Here is a 26,616-nt window from a genome sequence, read left to right as displayed (position 1 = left end):
TATTTTACATGAGGATTTTGTCTCAGCAACCATCCAAGATATATAGATGGTTGCCAAGCCTCTGTGTCCCTTATATAAAAACATTATAAAGCCTTTAGATAGAGCTCGTTATCCCGAACTGAGGTAAATGTAGTAATCCATGATGAAGAGCAACAGCGATAACTTCCGCCAGTCTGCCATCCAGGGCATCATGAAGCGAATCAAGGCAAAGGGTGCAGAGGTGATTATCTACGAGCCTACATTGGAGGACGGTACCACCTTCTTTGGTAGCAAGGTGGTGAATGATATGGATGCTTTCAAGTCTCAGAGCCAGGCGATTATCGCCAACCGCTATGATGCTTGTTTGGATGATGTACAAGATAAGGTATATACACGAGATATCTTCCGGAGAGACTAGGAGATGCCGCACCTCCTACAGGGAAGAATTCAATTGCCCCAGCAAATCAACACTAGCGAAAAGTAGCTTGGTAGTGTGGGCACTACATACTCCACCTACAAGGCATCCTACAGCTCTCTTTCGGAAACTGACCCACCGAAAGAGACTCAGGATGCTTATTATTCAAGAACTTAAAACTATGCGTAATTTTACTCAATTAAAAATTGCCGTAGCCGGAACCGGTTACGTAGGACTTAGTATTGCTACGCTTTTATCCCAGCACCATGAGGTAACAGCAGTAGATGTAATTCCCGAGAAAGTAGATAAACTGAATCATCATATATCACCGATACAGGATGAGTATATCGAGAAGTATCTGGCAGAGAAGCCTCTGCATCTTACAGCTACCTTGGATGGCAAGTCAGCTTACAAAGATGCCGACTTCGTAGTCATTGCAGCACCAACGAACTACGACCCAGTGAAGAACTTCTTCGATACCACTCATGTAGAAGAAGTTATCGACTTGGTGCTGGAGGTAAATCCCGATGCAGTGATGGTAATCAAGAGTACCATCCCAGTAGGTTACACCCGAAGCCTATATCAGAAGTATGCCCAGAAGGGGGTGAAGCAATTCAATCTCCTTTTCTCCCCAGAGTTCCTCCGAGAGAGCAAGGCACTCTATGATAATCTCTATCCAAGCCGTATCATCGTAGGCTATCCTAAGCTGCTAGATCGTCCTGAGTTCGCAGAAGAAAATGAGGCAATCTTGAAGGTTACTGATGTAGAAAAGTTGAAAGAAGCAGCCAAAACTTTTGCCGCTTTGCTCCAGGAAGGAGCCATTAAGGAAAATATCGATACACTCTTTATGGGCATGAAGGAAGCAGAAGCCGTCAAGCTCTTCGCCAATACCTATCTTGCCCTAAGAGTAAGTTACTTCAATGAATTGGATACATACGCCGAAGTCAAGGGCTTGGATACCAAGGCAATCATTGATGGCATAGGCCTTGACCCACGTATTGGAACGCATTACAATAATCCAAGTTTCGGATATGGTGGTTACTGTCTCCCAAAGGATACCAAGCAGCTCCTGGCAAACTATGCCGATGTTCCAGAGAACCTGATAGAGGCAATTGTAGAGAGTAACCGTACAAGAGAAGACTATATTGCCGATGCCGTACTCAGAAAGGCTGGCTACTATAATGAGAATAGTAGCTATGATGCAAGCAAGGAGCACAACTGTGTGATAGGAGTTTATCGCCTGACGATGAAGAGTAACAGTGATAACTTCCGCCAGTCTGCCATCCAGGGCATTATGAAGCGTATCAAGGCGAAAGGTGCAGAGGTAATTATCTACGAGCCTACATTAGAGAATGGCAGTACCTTCTTCGGAAGCAAAGTAGTAAATGATATGGATGCATTCAAGGCACAGAGCCAAGCCATCATAGCTAACCGCTATGATGCCTGTTTGGATGATGTAAAAGATAAGGTATATACAAGAGATATATTTAGAAGAGACTAGTTATGGTAGATTATGATATTAGTCTAGATGGTAAGACCATCTTGGTGACAGGTGCTGCCGGATTCATCGGCAGTAATCTTGTAAAGCGCCTTTTTAATGATGCTAAGAACATCAAGGTAATTGGTATCGATAGTATTACCGATTACTATGATGTGAACATCAAGTATGAGCGATTGAAGGAGATAGAAGCTTTAGGTAAGGATTGGACATTCGTTCATGACTCCATTGCCAACAAGGAAGCTGTAGAGGAAATCTTCTCAAAAAACAAGATTTCTGTAGTGGTGAATCTTGCAGCTCAGGCAGGCGTACGTTATAGTATTACGAATCCTGATGCTTATATTCAGAGCAATCTCATAGGATTCTATAACATCCTGGAGGCTTGCCGCCATCACGAGGTAGAGCATCTGGTTTATGCTTCTTCATCATCTGTTTATGGAAGCAACAAGAAGGTTCCTTATTCTACTGATGATAAGGTAGATAATCCTGTAAGTCTGTATGCTGCTACCAAGAAGAGCAACGAGTTGATGGCTCATGCATACTCTAAGCTTTATAATATCCCAAGTACTGGTTTGCGTTTCTTTACTGTATATGGTCCTGCAGGTCGTCCTGATATGGCATATTTCGGTTTTACCAATAAACTGGTAAATGGTGAAACCATCAAGATTTTCAATTATGGAAACTGCAAGCGTGATTTTACTTATATAGATGATATTGTAGAGGGCATCGTAAGAGTGATGCAGCATGCGCCGGAGAAGCGAGTGGGCGAGGACGGTTTGCCTATCCCACCATACAAGGTATATAATATTGGTAACAGCCATCCTGAAAATCTTTTAGATTTTGTTACGATTTTGCAGGAAGAGTTGATTCGTGCAGGTGTGCTTCCGAAGGATTATGATTTCGAGGCGCATAAGGAACTGGTGGCGATGCAGCCTGGTGATGTGCCAGTTACTTATGCTGATACTACACCATTAGAGGAAGATTTCGGGTATAAACCTAATACATCATTGCGAGATGGATTAAGAGTCTTTGCGCAGTGGTATAAGGGATATTATGGAGTAAAATAAAGAATCAGTTTGATAAAATCATTGTCATAGACATTGATAAGAAGTTGTTTTTAAATTAGCAATGAACGTAATAAAAACGGAAATAGAAGGGGTATGCATTCTGGAACCACGCCTCTTCAAGGACTCTCGTGGCTATTTTTTCGAGAGTTTTTCTCAACGAGAGTTTGATGAGAAGGTAGGTCATATTGAATTCTGCCAAGATAATGAGAGTATGAGTAGTTATGGTGTGATGCGAGGCTTGCATTTCCAGCGTCCACCTTTTACTCAAAGCAAACTGGTGCGCTGCGTGAAGGGCAGAGTACTGGATGTAGCTGTGGATATACGCAAGGGTTCACCTACCTATGGTAAGCATGTGGCTGTGGAACTAACGGAGAATAATCATCGCCAGTTCTTCATCCCAAAAGGTTTTGCTCATGGCTTTGCTGTATTGAGTGAGACGGCAGTGTTTCAATATAAGTGTGACGAGTTTTATCATCCAGAAGCTGATGGAGGTATCAGTATTCTTGATGATAGCTTAGGTATTGATTGGAAGATACCAACTGAGCAGGCTATACTCTCAGAGAAAGATATGAAGCATGAGATGTTGAAGGACTTTGATAGTCCATTTGAATTTGTGTTAAAATAATAACAATTAAGATTTCAATATACAATATGGCAATAGCCCATCTTCCCTGTTTACCGAAGAAGCGCTTGGCAAGTGAGACATTAAGTTTGAGCCAGTCAATGCATTGAGTAAGCTTTTTGTAAAACTGAAAAATTTAACAATTAATTATTTTTAAAAAGTAAATATTTAATTGATTAATATAAAATCAATATGAAACCAATAACAAGATTGTTAGTCAATACGTTATCTCAATATGCTAGAACAATATTGAATGTATTATTGTCTCTTTATTCTACACGTTTAGTCTTAGAATCTCTTGGGTCAGGAGATTATGGTATTTATACATTGGTTGCTGGAGTAGTATCTATGTTGTATTTTATAACAAATGCTCTTTCCAGTACGACTCAAAGGTATTTGTCATTTAATCAAAATAGATCTGTAAAATCACTTGGTATTCTAAGAGGCTACGTTGTTAATAGTTTAGTTATACATATTTGTTTAGGAGTATTCCTTTCGTTGTGTATGATTGGCTTGATGTTTTATTTATTTGATGGCTTTTTAAATATTAATAGTAATCGGCTTTTTGCAGCAAAGGTCGTTTATATAGCAATGGTATTAATGTTGCTTGTTGCTTTAGTTACAGCACCTTGTCGTGCGGTATTACTCTCTCACGAGAATATAGTCTTTATTTCTATTATAGATGTGTTGGAAGGGATTTTAAAATTGTTGATTGCATGTTGTATTTCAGTAATTTCGGGTGATAGATTGATATGGTATGGTTGCTTGATGGTTGTTGTTTCATTTTTTAACTTTTTTGCGTTTTATTTTTATGTTATTCATTGTTACAGGGAATGCACTAAGCTTAATTTATCATATTTATCAAAGTCTAAGATAAAGGAACTTATTTCCTTTGCTTGCTGGACGACTTATGGTACTTTATGTATATTTGGTAGAGTTCAAGGCATCGCCATGGTTTTAAATAAGTTTTTTGGTACAGTTATAAATGCTGCATATGGTATCTCTTTACAGATTAATGCTGCTCTGGGGGCTGTTTCTGCAGCTTTATTAACAGCAATAAAACCTCAGGTGATAGCCGCAGAGGGTGAAGGTGAAAGAGATAAAATGTTACGACTGTCTGAAACTGGGTGTAAATTAGGTTTCTTGCTACTTTCTGTTTTTGCAATACCTATATTATTTAACATGCAGAATTTGCTTACATTATGGTTAGGTAAGGTACCAACTAATACGTCTTTTTTCTGTTCTGTTATTATTATAGGTACCTTATTTGATCAAGCCACTGTAGGCTATTCAGCGTCAATACAAGCGGTAGGTAATATAAAAAATTATACAATCGTAATTGATACGCTTAAATTTTTTACAACTTTTTTAATAGCTATTTTGTTGTATGTGGGTGTTAATATCCATTGGGCTTTTGTTTCTTACGCAATAATTGAAATTATAGGATCGATTTTATGCCTTGTATTTTGCAAATTGAATGTAGGTTTATCGTTTAGAAAATACATAGTTAATGTTGTTTTGCGTCTAATTGCCCCTTTTTCTCTGTATTGTATTATTTGGTATTTGGGTTCGTTTGTTAATTTCTCTCTTTGGATGTTTATACTGCAATTTATATTCTTCTTTTCTGTATATGCCTGTGCTATTTTCTTTATTTCTTTACGAAATTCGGAGAGGATGGTGATAAGCAATATGTTCTTTAGTTTTTTCTATAAAGTAAACATTTTGTTTAAAAATAATGAATAACGTGTTTTTTTTAGTTATGCTTACATATGCTTTAGTTGGTTTCTTATTGCCGACTAATATTTTATGTATGTATGCAACGGGATTAGGGCTTATTATTATTAATGCCAAAATGATAGGAAATTCTTTGTTAAAACAAAATTTTCCTATGTTTTTTATTTCTATTTTTATAATGAGTTATTGTGTTGAGCCTTTAGGATATTTGTTCGGGTTCAAGCAACATATAATTAGAATAACAACAGCAGAAAACACAGATACCGTATTCTTTGCTAGTCATTGTCTTTTGTTTTTCTTATTATTTCTTTCAACTTTTATTAAATATGAAGTTCCAAATGACGTAAGATTGGTTAAACAAACTATTCTAGTAGAGAACCAATTAGGTTTTTGGTTGGCTCTAAGTATTGCTTTTTTATGTGTAATCTTAGGAGTATCTGGAAAAAATATTTTCGAGTCTGGTGGCTATGGCAGGGGTGAAAGCGCTAGGTCATCTGTATTTGAATATTCTATTATATTTATAACTTGTGCATTGATATATGCAAGGAAATCTAATGAAAGATTTTTGGTGTATTTCGTATGTTTTATATTTGTTATAAAGGATTTGCTGTATGGGGGGCGTATATCAACAGTTATGTTGTTGATATCAATATTCCTTATTCGATTCTTTAATAATTTTAAATTTAAACATGTTTTGTTAGCGGTTGCTTTCGGTTATATATTTTTAAACTTTTGGGGGTACTTCCGTTCTGGTGTTGATAGTTCTGGATTTACTTTAAGTAAAAAGGATGGAAATGCTAGCTTTGTGTTTTATGCCTCTATGCGTCTTCATTATATGATTGACATTGGAGCTTTAACGTTAGAAGATAGATTAAAATCATTAGTCTATTTTTTTATGTCAATTTTTGTTCCTTCAAATTTCTTGCCAGGTTTAGCTAATCTTTCTTCATACAAACAAAATCTTTATTATTCAGGAGGTGGTGGATTAATTTCTACTTTCTCTTATTGTTGGGGCTGGGCTGCAGGTGTTGGTTTCTTTGCTCTTTGGGTTGTTAAGGTGGTAAACAGTTTTTTCTATTCTAATTCTGTTTATTGGAAATATTATGCCTTATTAGTTATCGTATCAACACCAAGATGGTTTGCTTATTATCCGATTCAGATATTTAAGTTTGCTTTATATGGTGTTTTGATATTTTATATTTTGAATAGTTTGATTCCAAAAACAATAAATATTGAAAATGAAAAATAATTTATGGACACATCTTTTCTCTAAAGATGGTGCTTTTTGGCTAGTGTATTACTTGATAAATGCGACACCTTTAAAAAAGTGCGTGCCAGACAAGTGGTACTTAACTATACAGTATCGCTGCTTTTGTGGCAAGTTTATTAACTGGAAGAATCCAAAGACTTTCAATGAAAAGCTACAGTGGCTCAAGGTCTATAATCGTAAACCTGAATATACTATGATGGTAGACAAAGTGAAGGTGAAAGACTATGTGGCTCAAAAAATCGGTGAACAATATGTTATCCCAACTCTTGGTGTATGGGACAAGCCTGAGGATATAGACTTCGATGCCTTGCCTAATCAGTTTGTCTTGAAGTGTAACCATGATTCAGGAAGTATTTGTATTTGTCGAGATAAAAAGACTTTTGATAAGTCAAAAGCGGTTAGCAAGTTAAAGGCTGCCATGAAGCGAGATATGTATTGGGATGGCAGAGAATGGCCATACAAGAATGTTGAGAAAAAAATCTTTGCAGAGAAATTTATGATGGAAGCACCAAGTTTCTGTATTAATGATAATGCAAATCAAAAACCTGAAGAATTGATAGATTATAAATTTTTCTGTTTCAATGGTAAACCTAAAGTCTTATTTGTAGCTAGTGATCGTGCCAATAAGGTTTGCTTTGATTACTATGATATGCATTTAAATCATCTCGACCTAAAACAGGGTAGTGATAATTTCAAAGGTGAGGTAAAACTTCCTAAGCATTTTGAAGAAATGAAGAAATTGGCAGAAGAACTTTCTGTTGGCATACCTCAAGTCCGTACAGATTTTTATGAAATAGACAATAAAGTGTTCTTTGGCGAATTAACTTTCTTTGATTCTAGTGGCTTAGCTAAATTCTCTCCCGAATCATGGGATGAAAAGCTAGGAGAACTCATCGTTTTACCCCCTATCGCGGATACCTTATTGTAAATGAGGGTTGTACTCTATCACTTCATCTCGATTCTATAGCAGAAAATGACCTTCGTGACTACAAGTTTTTTTGCTTTGATGGTGTACCAACATACTGTCAGGTTATCTCCGATAGAAACACTGACGAGAAAATTGACTTCTTTGACATGCAATGGGAGCACTTGGTTGGCTTGGTTGGCTTGAATGATAATGTTCAAAACAGTGAGCAAGACATACCTTGTCCTGATAGCTTTTCGGAAATGAAATTGTTGGCGGCCAAGTTAGCCAACAAACTTCCTTTCTCCAGAATAGACTTTTATGAGATAAACCATCGACCTTACTTCGGCGAGATAACTTTCTTCCCTGCTGATGCTTTTGGCTCTTTCAGACCGATGGATTGGAACGATAGAATGGGAGATATGATAACTCTCAATGTGTAAGAAAATAATAATGTAAAACAAATTTTTAAAAATATGAAGATTAAGAAATTTATCAAGCAACTGTATATTGGGCGTTTCTGCTCTATTTACAGTAAGCAGTATGCTTATATGCTGAAAGTCAACAATATCCCTAATGCCGCTAGCCCAGGTGAGGAAAAATGGGGGGGGGTACTGGAAGATCTTGGGAGTAAATCCATTGAAGGAAACTTACAGGGTGTTTTATCAATATATGGGCGATGATTTGAGAATTTTACCTGAGACAACTTGCCATTACGTGATAGAACCCATATTGAATCCAGAAAAAATGGTGGGATTCTATTCTGACAAGAATTTCTTTGAGAGAATTTTACCTGCGGGATTCTGCCCAAAGACTATACTGAGGAAAATTCAGGGTCATTATTACGACTGTAATTATCAGAGAACTGATATAGACTCCAAGACATTAGATTCTCTCCTAGATAACTGTTGCGCAGATAAAATAATCGTCAAACCTTCCATTGAATCCTGTTCTGGTAATGGAGTGGAGTTGTTCTGCAAGCATGATGGTGGCTTTATTCATGCTAAGAATAATGGAAGACTTACATACGACTGGTTGGAGAAAAATGGAGGCAGCGATTTCATCTTGCAGGAGGCTATCGTACAATCTGACTTCATGAGCCAGTTTTGCGATACTTCTGTCAATACCTTACGCCTCGCCGTCTATCGTTCGGTTAAAGATGAGGAATGTCATGTCATTGCTTCTGTTATGAGAATAGGCAGTAAGGGTAACTATGTTGATAATGGCCATGCTGGAGGTAGATTTGTAGGTATATCTAAAAGTGGTAAGATGAGTAATGTTGTCTTTGATCAGTATGGTGTTAAGCAAAATGTCTTCAATGGGGTAGATTTCTCCAAGTATAATTTTAACGTGCCCAACTGGGACAAAATTGTTGGCTTTGCCAAGGAAGTAGGGAAATGTGTGCCGCATCATCGATTGTTGGCACTGGATGTTGCCATCCAAAAGAATGGCGAACCAATCCTAATTGAATATAACATAAATGGTTTCAGTATGTGGATTTTCCAATTCACGGGACAGCCAGCTCTGGGTGAATATACGGAAGAAATCAAGGAATATTGTGAGAAGCATTTGAGCGACAACACGCTGGCTTTATATATTTAAAAAACAAGAATGAAAAAATATGTGTTATGAAGATTTTGTTAGTAGGTTCATTTGGACAACCGATGTATGCACCTGCCTTCCTCTCAGGATTTAAGAGTCTGGGGCATGAGGTGAAGATTGTTGACTATGATGACTATCTTTATAATGATAGTTGCATTAAACACATCTTCTCAAGGTTGCAAACTCGTTATCATTATGGTTTCAAGCTATATTTCTATAACCACGATATTTTGAAAATGGCAGAGAAGTTGAGTCCTGATTTCATCTTTCTGTATCGCTGTTATAACATCTGGCCAAGTACCATCAAGAAGTTGAAGGCGATGGGTAACTTTATTTTTACTTACAATAATGATGACCCATTTAAAACGATTCCAAGCAATGGATACTATCGCCATTTTAGGTCGATAATCCCTCTAGCAGACGTGAACTATGTATATAGGAAAAAGAACATACTAGACTATGAAAAAGTGGGAGGTAAAAATGTGAAAATCCTCCTACCATATTTTATTGCCAAGAATAATTATAAAGAAGCGTGCGAGAAAGATATTCCTATTTCTTTTATTGCTCATTTTGAGAATGATGGACGTGATAAATATATCAAGGCTCTGGTGGATGCAGGCTTACCAATAACAGTTTTTAATGGTGACTCCTGGGAAGAGGCTCCACTCTATGAACAGATAAAAGACGTAATCAAGTCTGGCGTGCGTGGCAAGGAATATAACCATACTATTAACAGGTCGCAAATCTGTCTGGTGCTTTTCTCTAAGTGGAACAGTGATACTTATACCAGGCGTTGTTTTGAAATACCTGCAACTCAGACTCTCATGTTGTCAGCCTACACTGATGATATGGACAAAATGTTCCCAGAAGATGAATGTGCTGTCTATTTTCGCAATGAAGAAGAATTGGTCGCTAAGGCAAGTTATCTTTTGAAACATTCAGAAGTAATTAATCGTATAGCCAAAAATGGTTATAAAAGATTGAATGAATTAGGAGGATCGGAGGTTGATCGATGCCGTGAAATAGTACAATTATATTTAGATGTGAAAAATGGATAAAAAAAGATTGGTTTATCTAGATTTATGTAAGGTGTTGGCTATGTTTCTTGTAGTTTGGGGACATGCTATCCAGCATTTTATTTATGGAATGGAAGGGTTTGCACATGATGCGGTGTGGCGATCTATTCAAAGTTTTCATATGCCGTTGTTCATGATGATAGCTGGATATTTTTCTAGCTCTTCTATGAAACTGTCATTTTGGGATATTGTGATGAAGAAGGCAAAGCAGCTTATACTGCCTTGTGTGTCTTGGGGGATATTATCGTATGTTCTCTTGCATTTTACGTCAGGTAATAATTTGTCTTTTTTTACAACTGTCATTGAGAACTTTTGGTTCTTAAAGAGTGTGTTTATTTGTTATTTGTTTGGTTGGATGGCAAATGCGATGAAAGATACCCTTAGATATGGGGGGGGCATTTTTGCTCATATTATTTGTATCTCTTTTTATTGGAAAGTATGATATAACAAGAATGTTTCCATGCTTTCTTGCGGGAATGTTGTTAAATCAAAAAGGTAATAGATGGATAGAGGAAAAAAAGGCTTTGTATGGTAGTTTTATAGTTTTCGTCGTACTTTTGACATTTTGGAATATTGACGAATCCATTTGGCTGCGATTTGGTTCTATACAAGAATGTTTGCAAAAGACTTTCGGATTGGGGGAATATGTATATAAATATATTTTTCGAATAGCTGTAGGTTTGGCTGGAAGTTTTTTTATCATGAGTCTTATTTATCATATTTGTCATAATTGTCAATCTGCTTTCTTGCAAAAAGTCTCGAAAGCGGGACAATATACTTTAGGTGTTTATATATTACAAACATTCTTGCTCGAAAGAATTATGGCAAAGATAATACATCTAAATAACTTCAATTATGAAATTAACATATTAATACTAACTCCGCTTTTGGCTTTCTTTGTTTTTGTGATATGTATAGTTGCCGTCAGACTGCTATCTAAAAGCAAAATACTGGGAAGCTTATTGTTCGGAAAAAAATAAATTATATATTATGGACCGTAAATTATTTTCGATTTGTATTCCAAGTTACAATCGTCCTGCAGAAATAAGACGATTATTGGATAGTATAGATACCATGTATGTGGATGGTATAGAAATTGTAATATGTGAGGACAAAGCTCCTAAAAGACTGGAAGTTCGTAAGCAGGTAGAGGACTTTAAGAGTCAAAGCAAATATGATGTGGTTTATGTTGAGAATGAAGACAATTGTGGCTATGATTGTAATCTTCGAAATCTCATCAATAATGCAAGTGGCGAATTTATCCTTTTTATGGGTGACGATGACCTTTTTGTATCAGGAGCATTAGATAAATTTTATGATTTTGTATATAAACATAAAGATTGTGGATATATCTTGCGTTCTTACAGAAATAATTATGCAGATGGTAGTCACCAGGATTTTAGATATTATAGTTGTGATAGACGATTTGAGGCTTCTGATGAAACGTATATGGCAATGTTTGATAAAAGTGTATTTATTTCAGGCTTTACAATAAGAAGAGAATATGCCAAGCAGTTTGAAACAAACCGTTTTGATGGTTCGCTTCTTTATCAGCTTTATCTTTTGGCAGAGGTATGTAGAATCTATCCATCTGCTTATTGTCATACTATTATAACGCAAGCTATTGAAGGTGGTACTCCATATTTTGGCAAGAGTAAAGCAGAACAGGGTTTATATGTTTCAGGTTCTAATCCAATGAGTAATTCTCTTAACTTTATGGGTTGGTATGTAAAACTCATAGATTATATTGCAGAAAAATACCATAATGATACAAATAAGATAATTAAGCATAATATGTCTAAGTATTCATATGGTTTCTTGAATGCACAAAGAAAGAGTGGTATTAAAGTATTTACTCTATACGCCAAAGAATTGAAGAAAATGGGTTTTGCTTCTTCTGTTTATTTCTATATTTATTATATTGGTTTACTTGTATTGGGAGTGAAAGGTTGTGATAAATTGATTGCTGCTTTGAAAAAAATAATTGGTCATAGACCGCAATTGTGATAACGGAAGATGAGACAAAAGACCCTTTTACAAATCAATGTTACCGCTAATTGGGGATCAACAGGTAAAATAGCAGAGGAAATAGGAAAGACAGCAATGAGATATGGCTGGAAGAGCTATATTGCTTATGGAAGATATTCTAATCCATCGGCTAATAAACTGATTAGAATAGGTAACAGATTTGATACATTTTTTCATTTTGGTGAGCAGCGTATATTTGATAATGAGGGGTTGTGCTCTCGTAGAGCTACTCGTCATTTTATCGAAAAGATAGAGGAAATAAAACCTGATGTTATACAGTTGCATAATATTCATGACCATTACATTAACTATCGTCTGCTTTTTAAATATTTAAAAGCTTCTGATATTCCCGTTGTATGGACATTTCATGATTGTTGGGCTTTTACTGGACATTGTTTTCATTTTGTTACAAAAGATTGTTTCAGATGGAAAACAGGTTGTCACGATTGCCCACTTCGTGATAAATATCCTCATACATTATTAGATAAGTCTAAGGTTCATTGGCTTCTGAAAAAGCAATTATTTCAGGATTGTAAGAATCTGTCAGTTGTTGCTTGTTCGCAATGGATGGCTAATTTTGTTGAAGAGTCCTTTTTACAGGATAAGCGAATTGAGGTTTTTAGGAATGGTATAGATTTGAATGTATTTCGCCCTTTAAATGCTTTGTCAAGTAATAAATTATTTCGGGTTTTGGCTGTGTCAAATGTTTGGAATAATGATAAGGGATTTAATGATATCCTTCAATTGAGAAAATTGTTATCTGATAGTTTTGAATTAATCATGGTAGGACTAACAGAGAAGCAAGTAAAAAAACTACCTAATGGGATTACAGGATTAGAAAGAACTCAAAATGTAGAAGAATTAGTAAAACTTTATTCGTCTGCAAATGTTTTCATTAATCCAACCTATGCAGATACATTTCCAACAGTAAATTTGGAGGCATTAGCATGTGGAACGCCTGTAGTTACTTATCGTACAGGGGGAAGTCCTGAAGCAGTTGATGAAAAAACGGGTGTTGTAATAGAACAAGGTGATGTTTCAGCGCTTGCGCATGCGATAGAAAATATCTGTAAAGGTGATCAGACATATTATACTGATGTTTGTCGGGAAAGAGCTTTGAATTATTTCAACAAAGACGATCGATTTATGGATTATGTTCTTTTATATAACGATTTGTTGAGAGAAAATAGTTGATTAAATAGATTTTAATCTGTTTAGTTTATCTTGATTGTTTTTATTCCTGCATGACGATAAGCCTGAGATGCAGGTGGGCAAGTATAAAATGAGCAGGAGATTATCGCCTGGTGCCAGAAGAACGGGGTGAAGCTCATTAGGGACATAGACAGCGGATTCTCCCTCGACGACTATCGTGACGACATCCATATCAATGCCAGGGGACAGAGAAAACTGGCCTCGGTGATGGAGAAAGCTTTTTAATGTTTAATTGGCTGCTGTAACTCCTACATCCTGGCGGATGGGTGGCACACCCTATGCAGTGCTGCCGTCTTCTAAAATACATATTTTTTTTAAAAATCATTATTCTTCTTATGACTAAAATGAATGGCGAGGGGGTGGACCTCTCGAGGTATCATAATTCATGGTATCATACTGGGGCAGGGAAAATCAAATCTATTATTTGGTATTTCACGAACATTCTCTTCTTTATCAATCCTCTTGTACCTTTTATCGGCTTGAAAATAAGGCTGCTGCGATTGTTTGGGGCTAGAATAGGGAAAGGGGTGGTAATCAAACCATCGGTGAATATCAAATATCCCTGGAACTTAACTATCGGGAACTATGTATGGATAGGTGAGAATGTATGGATAGATAATCTTGTGATGGTTTCCATTGGCGATAACGTATGCATCAGCCAAGGGGCTATGCTCCTCTGCGGGAATCATAATTACAAGAAGGCAACCTTTGATTTGATTGTTGGGAACATCGTCATAGAAGATGGTGCCTGGATTGGAGCACAGTCTGTGGTTTGCCCTAACGTTACCATTCGTTCCCACGCCGTTCTTGCTGTAGGCTCTGTGGCCAATCATAGCCTTGAGGGGTATGCCGTGTATCAGGGAAATCCTGCCGTTAAGGTGAGGGAAAGGTCAATATCAAAATGATTCACCCCCAAAATTCGGAAGCAGAAATCAATTCTAATTTATATATATTACGAGAAATGTTGAAAATTTCGATCATTACCGCTACGTATAATAGCGGGAAGACGGTGGGCGATACGCTGAAGAGTGTGCTCGCCCAAACCTATCACGACTATGAATTGCTGGTCGTGGATGGGGCTTCGAAAGACAATACGCTTGAGGTGGTAAAGAAGATGGAACCTCTGTTTGAGGGGAGAATGAGGTATATCAGTGAACCTGATAAGGGAATCTATGATGCCATGAACAAGGGCATCAGGATGGCTACGGGGGATGTAATCGGTATTCTTAACTCGGACGACTTCTATACTTCGGATGATGCATTGGCTTGCATCGCATGGACTCTGGAGAATGAAAAGGTGGATGCCGTGTATGGCGACATACACTATGTGGACGATGAGGACTTGAAGAAATGCGTAAGATACTATAGCTCCAAGCCTTTCAGAAGATGGATGATGAGATTGGGATTCATGCCTGCGCATCCTTCGTTCTATTGTCGTAAAGAGGTATATGAGAAATATGGTGCCTTTGATGCTGAAAACTATCGAGTGGCAGCTGACTTTGAAAATCTGCTGAGACTTATCTTCGTAAATAAAATTAAAACGCACTATATCAACAAGGACTTTGTAACCATGCGTACGGGTGGAGCATCCAGCTCTGGATTAGAGAGCCACAAGCACATCATGCGTGACCACCTGAAAGCGCTCAAAAAGAACGGTGTGTATTCTAACATCTTCCTGCTGGGATTACGCTATCTATATAAAATAGGTGAAATATTAAAAAGTAAATGCTAAAAAAAAAATAGTATAGATATATGATTCAGCCAATTTATTTTTATTTGCTGGGTGCCTTTATCGTGGCGATAATCATTGCCAATATCGTGTTGCCTAACATTCTGCTTATCTCTCATAAGAAGAGATTGTTTGATATGCCTGATAAGAGAAAGGTGCATCATGCTCCGATACCAAGGCTGGGCGGTCTGTCGTTCTTCCCCGTGATGCTGATTACCATGGGTGGTCTGGTGCTGGTACATCATCTGATGGGTCTGAAGAGTGGGGGCATGCAGGGGGAGGCTCCCTATGAATACCTCGCCCTGCTGGTGGGTAGCATGATGCTCTTTCTGGTGGGGCTTGCCGATGATCTCATCGGAGTGGGGTATAAGAAGAAGTTCCTGGTGCAGATATTGGCGGCAAGCCTGCTCGTGGCTTCGGGCGTATGGATCAAGTCACTCGACGGTCTCTTCGGGGTGTATCAGGTTTCACCATGGTTCGGCATGCCGTTTACCGTGCTCATCGTGGTGTATGTTACCAATGCCATCAATCTGATTGACGGTATCGATGGTCTGGCTTCGGGGCTCTGTGCCATCTCGCTTGTGGCTCTGGCGGGGCTGCATATCTGGCTGGGACTGTACTCCTATGCCCTGCTGTGTATCTCGGCACTGGGTGTGATCATCCCGTTCTGGTATTATAATGTGTTTGGAAACGAGATGAGGGGCAGGAAGCTCTTCATGGGCGATTCGGGTTCGCTCTCTCTGGGATATATCATCAGCTTCCTGATGATTCACCTGAGTACGGTGGATGTGCATCCCCGTGCCGTGAGCGACTATAACATGGTACTGGCGTTTACTACCATGCTAGTGCCGCTGCTCGACGTGGTGAGAGTGGTGGGTCACCGGCTGAGAAACAAGAAGAACCCGTTTTTGCCGGACAAGAACCATATCCACCATAAGCTGCTGAGGTGCGGACTGAGGGTGAGACAGGTGATGGTAAGCATCTGTCTGCTCTCGCTGATGTTTATCCTGATCAACGTGGCGCTGATAGGGGATATCAACATCACGTATATCCTGGGCATAGACATCGTGGTATGGATTGTGTTCCACCTTATCCTGGATGTTATCCTGCACACCAGGAGGACAAAACAGGAAATATAATTCTCTAAATATAAATACCAAGATATTCCCGGCTCAGAGATTCTGTGGAATCTCTGGGCCGGGATTTTTGCGTTTGTGGGGGTGGATGAGGGCGTGGCTGCATGGGGGTAGTGTGATGGCTTTTCGTGTTAAAAACTATGAAATCTTAGGTGTTTTCATATAATAGTTGTACCTTTGCGAAAACTAATTATAAATAATTGAATAAATGAGTAAGTATCGTTTTTCTATATATGACTATCATGCTATCAAGGAGGCTGATATTCTGATAGATGGTATCACCGTGCTGGCAGGACCAAATGGCTGTGGTAAGAGTACTATATCTAGATGGTTGTATTATATGATAGATATTGCTACGGACTTTGACTCCTATCTGGTTAAAGGATATAAAACAGAAATAAATTCATTGTTACAAAATATCAGTCGTGCCATCAGGGAAATGTGGGAACTACATAGAGGCATTAACAATGGACAGAATATTTTGCAATCTGTTGACGATTTAAAACTCGATGATAATTTCTCATTAGGCTCAATAGACGAATACACGGTTAAGCTACATTTGTTTATAGGTGAATTTTCCTCACAACTAGATAAATTTTTGAATGCAGAGAATGTTCAAGAACAACGAAAAGACAGAGTTCTCAATTTCTTGAATCAGAATTTGGATGGTGAGGAAAAGGCTAGAAATGCTCAAGCTTTTGCAGAGTTGATAAGCCTACAGGTAGATAAAATGCAGCAAGAGGTATTGTATAAAAGTGAGGATCGCTCCTTGACAGATGTCTTGTCTTTTCTTCATACATATCTATATGAAGATGAGATGGTTCCTTTTGAAATCTCCTTGCAAGAGGAAGGGGTCAACATTATATCTGATGGGAGATTAGGCTCTCTCTTTAATCTGGACAAAGCGATTTACATAGACACTCCAATGGCTTTCGGCTTGGATGACTTCTTAAAAAATGTATTTTGGCAAAGATTAAGAAAATTGATGCTAGAGGAAAATGGTTGTCATGATAAGCAAAACATACGTTTGCTGTATCGCATATCAGAAATCCTAAATGGAAAAATTAATGTTTCTGACAGTTTGTTGGGCAATAAAGAAATGTATTATGAGCGCAAGGATGGCAAGCTGTTGCTTCCTTTGGATAAAATCGCTACTGGTATGAAGTCGTTTGCCTATCTTTTCCAGTTGATAAAGAATGGTCATTTGGATGACAAGACGGTTCTTATGATAGATGAGCCGGAAGTTCATTTGCACCCTCAGTGGATTGTTGTCTTTGCTAGATTATTGATTCTTATCCGTAAGTCATTGGGAGTGAAAATAGTCTTGGCGAGTCATAATCCTGACTTTGTCGCTGCCATCAAGGCAATAGCCAAGAAGGAACAAATCTTGGATGAAACAAACTTCTATTTAGCTCAGAGTGTGGATGATGATGGGTTTCAATATGCTTTTAAGCCTCTCGGCAGTGACATCGAGCCTATCTTCAATTCGTTCAATATAGCATTGGAAAGGATTCAGCAATATGGCGATACAGATCTTTGATAATGGGTGTGTAGAGTCGCACCCCATTTATGAAAAAGCTGGGGCGCTACTAAGTGACGTTTGTAAAAGGGATTATAAAGATAATTTTTTTGACGAGCGAATCGAATGTTTGGACATGGATACTTATGAGGTTATGATTTGTGGCGGGCAAAAGCAAGCTACAATGGATGCGGTAATAGGCATCGCTGATTACGAAAATAACCGTAAGACTACCGGTAAGTTGCTAATGGTTGAGTTGAGGTTGGGGTATAAATCGACTGATGGACTAGAGACTGCTAGCTTGAATCGTAAAGTATCGCATACTCTTGAACTGTTGAATCCTGCTGTTTGTCTAGTTTCTGACAAGGCAATATTTGTTTTTGATGGTTTACTGTGTCAACAAGCGATTCATTGGATGTTCTCTAAAAGGTATTCCAATGTTTCAAAAAAGGAGTGGGTCGTAATGAGTCCCACGATGTTTTGCAAGGCCTATCTCGCACCAGAAGATTTGCCTTATCAGTCAATCAACGATTTTGTAAAAGGCAAGGCAGACTTTGCAAAGATGTTGGAGAATAAATCTTGGCAACAGATTTATAAAAGTCTTCAATGGTGGGGAAAAGCTTATTATAAGTATTGTTACATAGCAGAAGAGGCAACTCTGATAGCTAGTCTCATCTCGGAAGTATGGGAGGATTTGAAGTCTCATAAGCATGAAATGACAGATGATGATCTTTTAAGTTTTAGTATTTACGCAGAGGATTATCCAGATTTTAATTTAGATGAACTTTAATCCTCTCTCTATATATATAAATACAAGATATTCCCGGCTCGGAGATTCAAAAAGGAATCTTTGGGCCGGGATTGTTTTTTTGTTAAAATCGTAGAAATGCTTGGTTGTTTGGGAGAATTGATGTATATTTGCAATTCATTAGACAGCGTTTGATTATGGCAAGAAAATTATATCCTATAGGAATTCAGACATTTGAACGTATCCGCAAGGAGGATAAGTTCTATGTAGATAAGACGGAATATGTCTATCGTATGACCCATACGGATGGAAAGTATTTCTTCTTGAACCGACCACGCCGTTTCGGCAAGTCGCTGCTGGTTTCCACCTTCAAGAGTTATTTCGAAGGCAAGAAGGAACTGTTCAAGGGGCTTGCCATTGAGGAGCTGGAGAAAGAGTGGAATGAATATCCCGTGCTGCACTTCAGCCTTGCTGGAGGCAAACATATGGAGAAGGAACAGCTGGATCAATACCTCTTATATATATTGAAGGAAAATGAGGATAGGTTTGGAGTGGATTATAATTCTCCAGCCCCAAACGTTCGTTTGCTCAACTTGATAAGAACAGTTACTGCAAAGACTGGCAAGCAGGCTGTGGTGCTCATCGATGAATATGACGCTCCGCTGCTGGATGTGGCGCATGAGAAGGAAAAACTCGATGTCTTGCGCAATACGATGCGCAATTTCTACAGTCCCTTGAAAGATTGCGAGCCATTGCTCCGTTTCGTGTTCCTTACGGGTATCACGAAGTTCTCGCAGCTCAGCATCTTCAGCGAGCTGAACAACATCAAGAATGTGAGCATGGATGAGCCTTACGCCGGCATCTGCGGCATCACCAAGGAGGAAATGTTGACCCAGATGAGCGATGACATCAACGCTCTTGCCGGGCATCTGGAACTGAGCAGGGAGGAGACCATCCAGGAGCTGAAAGACCATTATGATGGTTATCACTTCACTTGGCCATCTCCTGATGTCTTCAATCCTTACAGTCTGCTCAATTGCTTTGCCGATGGCAGAATGGATGATTACTGGTTTGGCTCGGGCACTCCTACTTATCTAATCAACATGATGAGAAAGTATGATTTTTTGCCTGCAGACCTTGGCGAGGCCATAGAGGTGGGCAAGAAGGACTTTGATGCCCCCACAGAAACGATGACCACCATCGTACCTTTGCTCTATCAGAGTGGATATGTCACCATCAAGGGATATGACAAACCGACAAAGTTGTATCAGTTGGCATTGCCTAACCAGGAGATAAGGGTGGGGCTATATGGTAGTCTCTTGCCTCATTATCTGATGGACAAGTCGGCGAAGGCTAACACGACCATCGCCAAGATGTCGGTCTTTGTAAAGAAGGGGGATATGGATGCCGCTTTCTGCCTGCTGAACGACTTCCTGGAGACGGTGCCTTACTGCGACAACACCCACTACGAGGGGCATTGGCAGCAGACGCTCTACATCATGTTTGCCCTGCTTACCAACTATAGCATCCTAGTGGAACCTCATACAGCGAAGGGCAGAATCGATATTATGATGGAGACGAATGATACCATCTACGTGATGGAACTGAAGTTCAACAAGAGTGCCGAGGAGGCTCTCGCCCAGATAGACGCAAAGCACTATGCCGACGCCTTCAAGATGAGTGGCAAGAAGGTGGTGAAGATTGGCTTGAACTTTTCTGTGAAGGACGAGGTGAACAGCCTGGAATGGAAGATTGTATCTTAAGACAGAATTGTATCTTGAGGCAAGACAAGCTGAAAATGCAGAAAATTTCTGTTATAGTCCTGTATATTTCCTGATAGCCTTGATGAAGGTATCGCCATATTTATTGAGCTTGAATTCTCCGATACCACTGATCAGGCTCATGGCATTCTTGGTGGTAGGTTTTATTCTTGCGAGTTCATGAAGGCTCTTGTCGCTGAGTACGATATATGGAGGATAACCCTGTTCGTCGGCAAGGTTCTTGCGTATCTTTCTGAGGTGTTCAAAGAGCCCTTTGTCTTCCACGCCTTTCGAGTCTTCCTGGAAGATGACACGTTCGGCATGCACCTCAGGAATGAGATTTCCCGGCTGGGCGATGGCGCCCTTCCTGTTGCGTACCGTTCTCTTTGGGCGGGTGGCTTTATCATCTTCTTCGATATAAGCCAGCGAAACATGATGTTCTCCCTTCAGTACCTTCCAGCCTAAATCGGTAACCTTCATGTAGTTGTGGTTGTTGTAGGCAATCTCGAAAAATCCCATCTGCAGCATCTGCAGCAGATAAGCATTCCAGTCCTTAGATGTTGTATCCCTGCCCACACCGAAGGTTTTCATCTCGTTGTATTTGTTTTTCACAACGGCAGAAGAATGCATGCCTCTCAGAATCTCGATGCAGGTACCTACTGCAATATGCTCACCCGAACGGACCACGGCACTCAGGGCTTTCTGTGCTCTGATGGTGCCGTCGAAGGTGCGTGGAGGATTCTTGCAAACATCACAGTTGCCGCAGTTGCAGGATGATGTCTCGCCAAAATAATTCAGCAGAATGCGTCGTCGGCATACTCTCGATTCGGCATATTCCTCCATGCGGCGCAGTTTCTCCATGTTCACATCACGCTGTCCGCTTTCTTCACAGAAAGAACGGAGGGTGATGATGTCGGCCATCGAATAGAACAGTACGGTATCTGATAGTGCTCCATCTCTTCCGGCTCTACCTATTTCCTGATAGAAACTCTCGATGCTTTTAGGCATATTATAGTGGATTACCCAGCGCACATTACTCTTGTCGATGCCCATTCCGAAAGCGATGGTTGCACATACCACCTGAATCTGGTCCATCTTGAACCGCTCCTGTACTGATGCTCTGGTCTGGGCAGTCATTCCGGCGTGATAGGCTGCGGCATTGATACCCAGATCGATAAGCTCCTGTGCCACCATTTCGGTGTTCTTGCGTGAGAGACAGTAGATGATGCCTGCTTCTTCCGGATGATTACTGATGAAGCGGGTGATGTATTGGAGCTTTGCCTTTTTGGTGCTCTCCTGTCTTACGGTGAGGGAGAGGTTGGGGCGGTCGAAACTGCTTACGAACGTCTGCCCATTGAGATGAAGCTGGCGTATGATATCTTCGCGTGTTATCTTGTCGGCTGTAGCTGTGAGCGCCATCACCGGGACATTGCGGAAATTCTCGTGCAGCATACCGAGTTGCGAATACTCCGGACGGAAATCGTGTCCCCACTGACTGATGCAGTGGGCCTCGTCAACGGCAAAGAGCGAAATCTTGATGTTGCTGAATAAATAAGGTATCTCGCTGATGAGTTTTTCGGGCGAAACATAAAGGAGTTTCAGTTCTCCCTTCTCGCATCGGCGGCGGATGATGAGTTCATCGGTCGTGTCGTTTCCGCTGTTCAGTGCCTCTGCCGGGATACCGTTTGCCTTGAGCGCCTCCACCTGGTCGTGCATCAGACTGATGAGCGGTGAAATGACCACAGCGGTACCTTCCATTGCTAATGCGGGAACCTGATAGCACAGACTCTTTCCACCACCAGTCGGCATGAGAACCAGACAGTCGTGTCCCTGCATTACCTCTCTGATAATCGCTTCCTGGTTGGGGCGGAAGGAATCGTATCCAAAATAGCTTTTTAATATCTCGTTTATCTGCATGATTGCCGTTTTATGTTTTCTGCCTTTACCGGCATGTTCTTGTTTTGATTTTCATGCAAAGGTAATGAATAATCTGCATAAATAAAAGTTTTCTCCAAGAAAAAGTGCATATTTCAAGTAAAAAACTTTGCAAAGAGCGAAAAACAGGAGAAAAAGTTTGATATGTGAAAAAAATGTGTTACTTTTGCATGGTAAAAACAGATAAAAATGGCAAAATGTAATGTAAACACTCAAGAGCGATTTGCCGATATCCAGATGCTCCGTTATGAGCTGAAGGGTTTCGAAAACCTGTCGCTCACACAGAAAATTTATATTTATTGCTTGTCGAAGGCAACCCTCTTGGGACGTGATATCACCTTTGACCAGCAGGGCAAATACAACCTGCGCATCCGTAAAACCCTGGAGGCTGTATACCGTCATTACGAGGGTAATCGCGAAAGCGAAGATTTCAAGGCTTTCGAAGTTTATCTGAAGCGTGTCTGGTTTGCCAGCGGCATCCATCATCACTATGGATGTGAAAAGTTTGTGCCAGGATTTTCAGAGGAATCTTTCTATGAGATGGTTGAGGCGATTGCCGATGAATATCTGCCTCTTTCCAAGGGACAGAGCAAGGAAGATCTGTTGGGCATTCTGGTGCCTGTCATCTTCAATCCGGAAGTCATGCCTAAGCGCGTGAATCAGACGGATGGCGAGGATCTGGTGCAGACTTCTGCCTGCAATTTCTATGAGAATGTTTCCCAGGCAGAAGTAGAACGTTTCTATGCCAGGATGAAGGAAGAGGGCAACGAACAGGCACCTTCGTATGGACTGAACTCTAAACTGACCAAGCGTAATGGTGAACTGGTGGAGCTGAAATGGACAGAAGACGGCCTCTATGGCGCAGCTATCAAGGAGATTGTTTCCTGGTTGCTCCGTGCTCAGAAATATGCAGAAAATGAGGAACAGAAACATCTCATCGATCTCCTGGTGAAGTATTACCGTACAGGCGATCTCAAGGATTTCGACCGTTACAGCATCGCCTGGGTGCAGCAGCACGAGGGAATGATTGATTTCATCAACGGATTTATCGAAGTGTATGGCGATCCGCTCGGACTGAAAGGTACTTGGGAAGGCATCGTGGAATATAAGGATCTTGAAGCAACGAAGCGCACCCAGACCATCAGTCAGAATGCCCAGTGGTTTGAAGACCATTCACCTGTAGACCCACGTTTCCGCAAGCCGGAGGTGAAGGGTGTTACAGCCAATGTCATCTGTGCGGCGATGTTGGGTGGCGAGGAATATCCTGCTTCTGCCATCGGCATCAATCTTCCGAATGCCAACTGGATCCGTCAGGAATATGGTTCTAAGAGTGTGACCATCGGTAACCTGACCGAGGCATATAACAAGGCTGCTCAAGGCAATGGTTTCCGCGATGAATTCGTTATCGACGAGGATACCATCAGTCTGATGAATCAGTACGAAGATATTACCGATGATCTGCATACCGACCTGCATGAGTGTCTGGGACATGGTAGCGGACAGCTCTTGCCTGGTACCGACCCTGATGTACTGAAGGCGTATGGCAGTACGATAGAAGAGGCGAGAGCCGATCTTTTCGGACTCTATTATGTAGCCGACCATAAATTGGTAGAACTGGGTCTGACTCCGAATGATGAGGCATACAAGGCTCAGTATTACGGTTATCTGATGAACGGTCTGCTCACCCAGACCATCCGCATCAAGGAAGGCGACAAGATAGAGGAAGCCCACATGCGCAACCGTGCGCTGATAGCCTGGTGGGTGATGGAACATGCCGAGGGTGCTGTGGAACTGGTGAAGATGGATATGAACTATGCTTCTGCCGAGGATGCTTTGAAGGACAGCGAGGGCAATATCATTACGACGAAGACTTATGTGAAGATTAATGATTATGCCAAGCTCCACCATCTCTTCGGTGAGTTGCTTGCTGAAATTCAGCGCATCAAGAGCGAGGGCGATTTTGAGGCTGCCCGCCTGTTGGTAGAGAAGTATGCCGTGAATATTGATCCGGAATTGCACCGTGAGATACTGGCAAGATACAAGAAACTGAATCTCGCTCCATACAAGGGATTTATCAATCCGAAGATGACGCTGGAGATGGATGAAGAAGGCGAAATTACAGACGTGGTATTGGATTATGAGGAGAGCTACGTCGACCAGATGTTGCGCTACTCTGATGAATACGGAACTTTGTAATAAGAGAAACGATGATAGATAATAAGAACGAGGAATTTCCGATAGTAGATGAAATGGGTAATATCCTGGGCGCTGTAACCCGCGGTCATGCCCATGACGGAAGCAAGATATTGCATCCGGTTGTTCATCTGCATGTATTCAACAGCCGGGGTGATCTGTATCTGCAGCATCGTCCAGCCTGGAAGGATATCCAGCCGGATAAATGGGATACAGCCTGCGGCGGTCATGTTGATTTAGGCGAAAGTGTGAGTCAGGCTTTGCATCGCGAGGTAAGGGAAGAATTGGGTATCACCGATTTTGAACCGGAATCTCTAGGGCATTATGTCTTTGAGAGTCAGCGGGAAAAGGAACTGGTTTATGTACATCGCTGTGTATATGATGGCGAGGTGAAACCGAGCCAGGAAGAATTGGCCGGTGGCAGATTCTGGACCAAGGATGAAATCAGCGAAAACATCGGCAAGGGTGTTTTCACTCCGAACTTCGAAAACGAATACCAGAAGTATTTCATGTAACGCTGAAATTAGCCATAAAAATACGTCCCGACGTAGCATTTGCTGCATCGGGACGTATTTTTTTTTATGTCGGGACGCAGCAAATGCTACGTCGGGACGTATTTTTAGCAGGGTCGTGGCCTGTTTCTGACTGCATCTGGAGAACCTTTATATCTCGTAGATTCCCTTGAGTGCGCCTCTTGCAATTTTCTCGAAATCTTCACCGAAGTCGCAGAAACGGAGAACCGCATTAGAGACAGCATGTTTTATTCCCATGTTGTCACCCTGCAATGCAGTGGCAGCCTGATCCAGGAATTCGTTGATGCCACGCTCGTTAGGCTCTTTCCCATTGGCAAAAAGACGGGCAAGGAGCTGGAAACCGGCAATCTCATAGAGCGGCTTGTCACTCGCTATCCACTGGTAGGCGATGACAGGCGCATAATCTACGTGCTGCAAAAGGTTGAAGGCAAGCATCTCTGCCATCTCCTGACTCTGTACCTGTTCCATCCATAAATCTGTGATTTCCGGAAGCATCTTATCGGCAGGCATGATGAGTGTAGCCAGAATCTTGCATTCCCGGATATCTTCCTTCCACAGTTCGATGGCGAGGTCATAGTCTTTACCATATTCCTCAGCCATCTTTTTCAGTTCATAGAATGGTACGCCCCAATTCAGTTTATATCCCAGTCCCTTATCGCGCATAGATTGCGATCCCGGACCGTTCATCAGCAAGCGGAAGCTTCGCTTGATAGTCATCAGTTTCTGATGTGTTTTTTCGTTCATTATATTTTGAGTAAACTATTAACTAAATTAAAGTTTCATTATTTTACAGAACATTCCTTCGAACTGTTCCTCTATATTTGCAGGTTTATGCTTGAAGATACCGAAGATGGCACTTCCGCTACCACTCATCGCTGCATATACGGCACCCAGGTTGTACAGCTTCTGTTTGATTTCTGCCAGTTCCGGGTGCATCTTGAAGATAGGTGCCTCAAAATCGTTGACAAGTTCCTCTTTCCAAGTCTCGATAGGTTGGCGTACAATGTCGCGGCAACATTTGGCTGGTGCCTGTGGGGTGATGGCTGCATAAGCCTCTTTGGTGCTGACGGCAATGTCATCGCGCTTCACCACAACCAGATGATAACCCCTCAGATTATCGCCAGGACCACTTACCGGCATCAGTTCTTCGCCGATGCCTTCTGCATAGCAAGCAGTATCGCCATCTTCGGGGTCAGCAGAAATGAAGTAGGCACAGTCTGCGCCCAGTTTGGCAGCATATTTTTCCATCTCCGCATTACCGATGTTGAGGCGGAAACGCTCGTCCAACAAACGGATCATGAAGGCTGCATCGGCAGAACCGCCACCCAAACCTGCCTGCGAAGGAATACGCTTCACCAGGTGAGCATGGATGCGTGGAATCCTGAAGTCGGCAGCCAGGAGATTATAAGCCTTTACAACGAGATTGTTCTGTTCATCGCAATCCACTGCGTTACCTGTAATCTTCAGATCACAAGGAACATCGCTAGGGAATTCATCGCCCATGAGCTTGATTTCAAGTGCATCGGTCAGCGGAATAGGGTAGAACACCGTTTCGAGATTGTGGTATCCATCCTTCCGCTTGCTAACTATATTTAAACCAAGATTGATCTTGGCGCAAGGAAATGTAATCATAACTTTTCAGTTTAAAGGGTTCGT

The 26,616-nt window shown here is 40.8% G+C and carries 23 protein-coding genes and 2 pseudogenes; 22 read left to right on the top strand and 3 right to left on the bottom strand.

All coding sequences use genetic code 11. The features are described 5' to 3' along the window. Positions 1-142: 142 nt before the first annotated feature. From ACWJAO_RS07455 to ACWJAO_RS07360, 20 genes and pseudogenes are all read left to right on the top strand, one after another. Positions 143-397 (top strand): annotated as a pseudogene (locus ACWJAO_RS07455) (UDP binding domain-containing protein); the annotation flags it as partial. 178 nt (positions 398-575) lie between these two features. Beyond that, entirely contained in the window at positions 576-1,895 is a 1,320-nt protein-coding gene (locus ACWJAO_RS07450; protein WP_449139794.1) for a nucleotide sugar dehydrogenase, read from the top strand. A 2-nt stretch (positions 1,896-1,897) separates the two neighbouring features. Further along, entirely contained in the window at positions 1,898-2,959 is a 1,062-nt protein-coding gene (locus tag ACWJAO_RS07445; RefSeq protein ID WP_287837794.1) for an NAD-dependent epimerase/dehydratase family protein, read from the top strand. Positions 2,960-3,020: 61 nt separating this feature from the next. Continuing rightward, positions 3,021-3,584, top strand: a complete 564-nt coding sequence (gene rfbC / locus ACWJAO_RS07440; protein WP_144150716.1) for a dTDP-4-dehydrorhamnose 3,5-epimerase — start codon at positions 3,021-3,023, stop codon at positions 3,582-3,584. Positions 3,585-3,773: 189 nt separating this feature from the next. Next, on the top strand, positions 3,774-5,324 hold the full coding sequence (locus tag ACWJAO_RS07435; RefSeq protein WP_449139793.1) for a hypothetical protein: 1,551 nt from the start codon (positions 3,774-3,776) through the stop codon (positions 5,322-5,324). After that, positions 5,317-6,564: a hypothetical protein gene (locus ACWJAO_RS07430; protein ID WP_144150720.1), complete on the top strand. Its 1,248-nt coding sequence runs from the start codon at positions 5,317-5,319 to the stop codon at positions 6,562-6,564. The genes ACWJAO_RS07435 and ACWJAO_RS07430 overlap by 8 nt, the downstream gene beginning before the upstream one ends. Further along, entirely contained in the window at positions 6,554-7,513 is a 960-nt protein-coding gene (locus ACWJAO_RS07425; RefSeq protein WP_144150722.1) for an ATP-grasp fold amidoligase family protein, read from the top strand. Before ACWJAO_RS07430 ends, ACWJAO_RS07425 begins: the two co-directional genes overlap by 11 nt. Then, positions 7,507-7,932 carry an ATP-grasp fold amidoligase family protein gene (locus ACWJAO_RS07420; protein WP_144150724.1) on the top strand — a complete coding sequence of 142 codons (426 nt, stop codon included), beginning with the start codon at positions 7,507-7,509 and terminating at the stop codon, positions 7,930-7,932. Before ACWJAO_RS07425 ends, ACWJAO_RS07420 begins: the two co-directional genes overlap by 7 nt. A gap of 33 nt (positions 7,933-7,965) precedes the next feature. Beyond that, entirely contained in the window at positions 7,966-8,172 is a 207-nt protein-coding gene (locus tag ACWJAO_RS07415) for a hypothetical protein (RefSeq protein ID WP_449139792.1), read from the top strand. A 49-nt stretch (positions 8,173-8,221) separates the two neighbouring features. Then, on the top strand, positions 8,222-9,091 hold the full coding sequence (locus ACWJAO_RS07410) for a sugar-transfer associated ATP-grasp domain-containing protein (protein WP_449139791.1): 870 nt from the start codon (positions 8,222-8,224) through the stop codon (positions 9,089-9,091). Positions 9,092-9,117: 26 nt separating this feature from the next. Continuing rightward, positions 9,118-10,149 (top strand): CgeB family protein, encoded by a 1,032-nt coding sequence (locus ACWJAO_RS07405; RefSeq protein WP_144150728.1) that lies wholly within the window; start codon positions 9,118-9,120, stop codon positions 10,147-10,149. Beyond that, positions 10,142-11,147: pseudogene (locus tag ACWJAO_RS07400) on the top strand (acyltransferase family protein). Before ACWJAO_RS07405 ends, ACWJAO_RS07400 begins: the two are co-directional and overlap by 8 nt. A gap of 10 nt (positions 11,148-11,157) precedes the next feature. Beyond that, positions 11,158-12,174 (top strand): glycosyltransferase family 2 protein, encoded by a 1,017-nt coding sequence (locus tag ACWJAO_RS07395; protein ID WP_144150732.1) that lies wholly within the window; start codon positions 11,158-11,160, stop codon positions 12,172-12,174. Positions 12,175-12,183: 9 nt separating this feature from the next. Next, positions 12,184-13,389, top strand: a complete 1,206-nt coding sequence (locus tag ACWJAO_RS07390) for a glycosyltransferase (protein ID WP_287837788.1) — start codon at positions 12,184-12,186, stop codon at positions 13,387-13,389. Positions 13,390-13,751: 362 nt separating this feature from the next. Next, positions 13,752-14,312, top strand: coding sequence for a WcaF family extracellular polysaccharide biosynthesis acetyltransferase (locus ACWJAO_RS07385; protein ID WP_260849543.1), 561 nt, complete (start codon positions 13,752-13,754; stop codon positions 14,310-14,312). A 59-nt stretch (positions 14,313-14,371) separates the two neighbouring features. After that, the gene (locus ACWJAO_RS07380; protein ID WP_144150784.1) at positions 14,372-15,139 is read left to right on the top strand and encodes a glycosyltransferase family 2 protein; all 768 of its coding nucleotides are present in this window, start codon (positions 14,372-14,374) and stop codon (positions 15,137-15,139) included. 20 nt (positions 15,140-15,159) lie between these two features. Next, positions 15,160-16,275 carry an MraY family glycosyltransferase gene (locus ACWJAO_RS07375; protein WP_317576554.1) on the top strand — a complete coding sequence of 372 codons (1,116 nt, stop codon included), beginning with the start codon at positions 15,160-15,162 and terminating at the stop codon, positions 16,273-16,275. 205 nt (positions 16,276-16,480) lie between these two features. Then, positions 16,481-17,812 (top strand): AAA family ATPase, encoded by a 1,332-nt coding sequence (locus ACWJAO_RS07370; RefSeq protein WP_449139790.1) that lies wholly within the window; start codon positions 16,481-16,483, stop codon positions 17,810-17,812. Beyond that, entirely contained in the window at positions 17,793-18,581 is a 789-nt protein-coding gene (locus ACWJAO_RS07365) for a hypothetical protein (RefSeq protein WP_449139789.1), read from the top strand. Before ACWJAO_RS07370 ends, ACWJAO_RS07365 begins: the two co-directional genes overlap by 20 nt. Before the next feature lie 155 nt (positions 18,582-18,736). Beyond that, positions 18,737-20,302, top strand: a complete 1,566-nt coding sequence (locus ACWJAO_RS07360; protein ID WP_449139788.1) for an ATP-binding protein — start codon at positions 18,737-18,739, stop codon at positions 20,300-20,302. Between the two features lie 51 nt (positions 20,303-20,353). Here ACWJAO_RS07360 and recQ read toward each other — a convergent pair whose 3' ends face one another. Beyond that, positions 20,354-22,216, bottom strand: coding sequence for a DNA helicase RecQ (gene recQ / locus ACWJAO_RS07355; RefSeq protein ID WP_449139787.1), 1,863 nt, complete (start codon positions 22,214-22,216; stop codon positions 20,354-20,356). Between the two features lie 207 nt (positions 22,217-22,423). On the opposite strand from recQ, the gene ACWJAO_RS07350 reads away from it, so the two are divergent. Next, positions 22,424-24,430, top strand: coding sequence for a dipeptidyl-peptidase 3 family protein (locus ACWJAO_RS07350; RefSeq protein ID WP_449139786.1), 2,007 nt, complete (start codon positions 22,424-22,426; stop codon positions 24,428-24,430). An 11-nt stretch (positions 24,431-24,441) separates the two neighbouring features. After that, positions 24,442-24,942: an NUDIX hydrolase gene (locus ACWJAO_RS07345; protein WP_006846843.1), complete on the top strand. Its 501-nt coding sequence runs from the start codon at positions 24,442-24,444 to the stop codon at positions 24,940-24,942. 147 nt (positions 24,943-25,089) lie between these two features. Here ACWJAO_RS07345 and ACWJAO_RS07340 read toward each other — a convergent pair whose 3' ends face one another. Further along, complete coding sequence (locus ACWJAO_RS07340) at positions 25,090-25,704, bottom strand: DNA alkylation repair protein (RefSeq protein WP_287837781.1); 615 nt, start codon at positions 25,702-25,704, stop codon at positions 25,090-25,092. A 27-nt stretch (positions 25,705-25,731) separates the two neighbouring features. Beyond that, positions 25,732-26,592 carry a 4-(cytidine 5'-diphospho)-2-C-methyl-D-erythritol kinase gene (ispE, locus tag ACWJAO_RS07335; protein WP_119227710.1) on the bottom strand — a complete coding sequence of 287 codons (861 nt, stop codon included), beginning with the start codon at positions 26,590-26,592 and terminating at the stop codon, positions 25,732-25,734. Between the last annotated feature and the right edge of the window lie 24 nt (positions 26,593-26,616).

Source organism: Segatella sp. (assembly GCF_977051555.1).
Note: the sequence above shows the minus strand (reverse complement) of the source record. Positions and strands in the feature narration are given on the sequence as shown.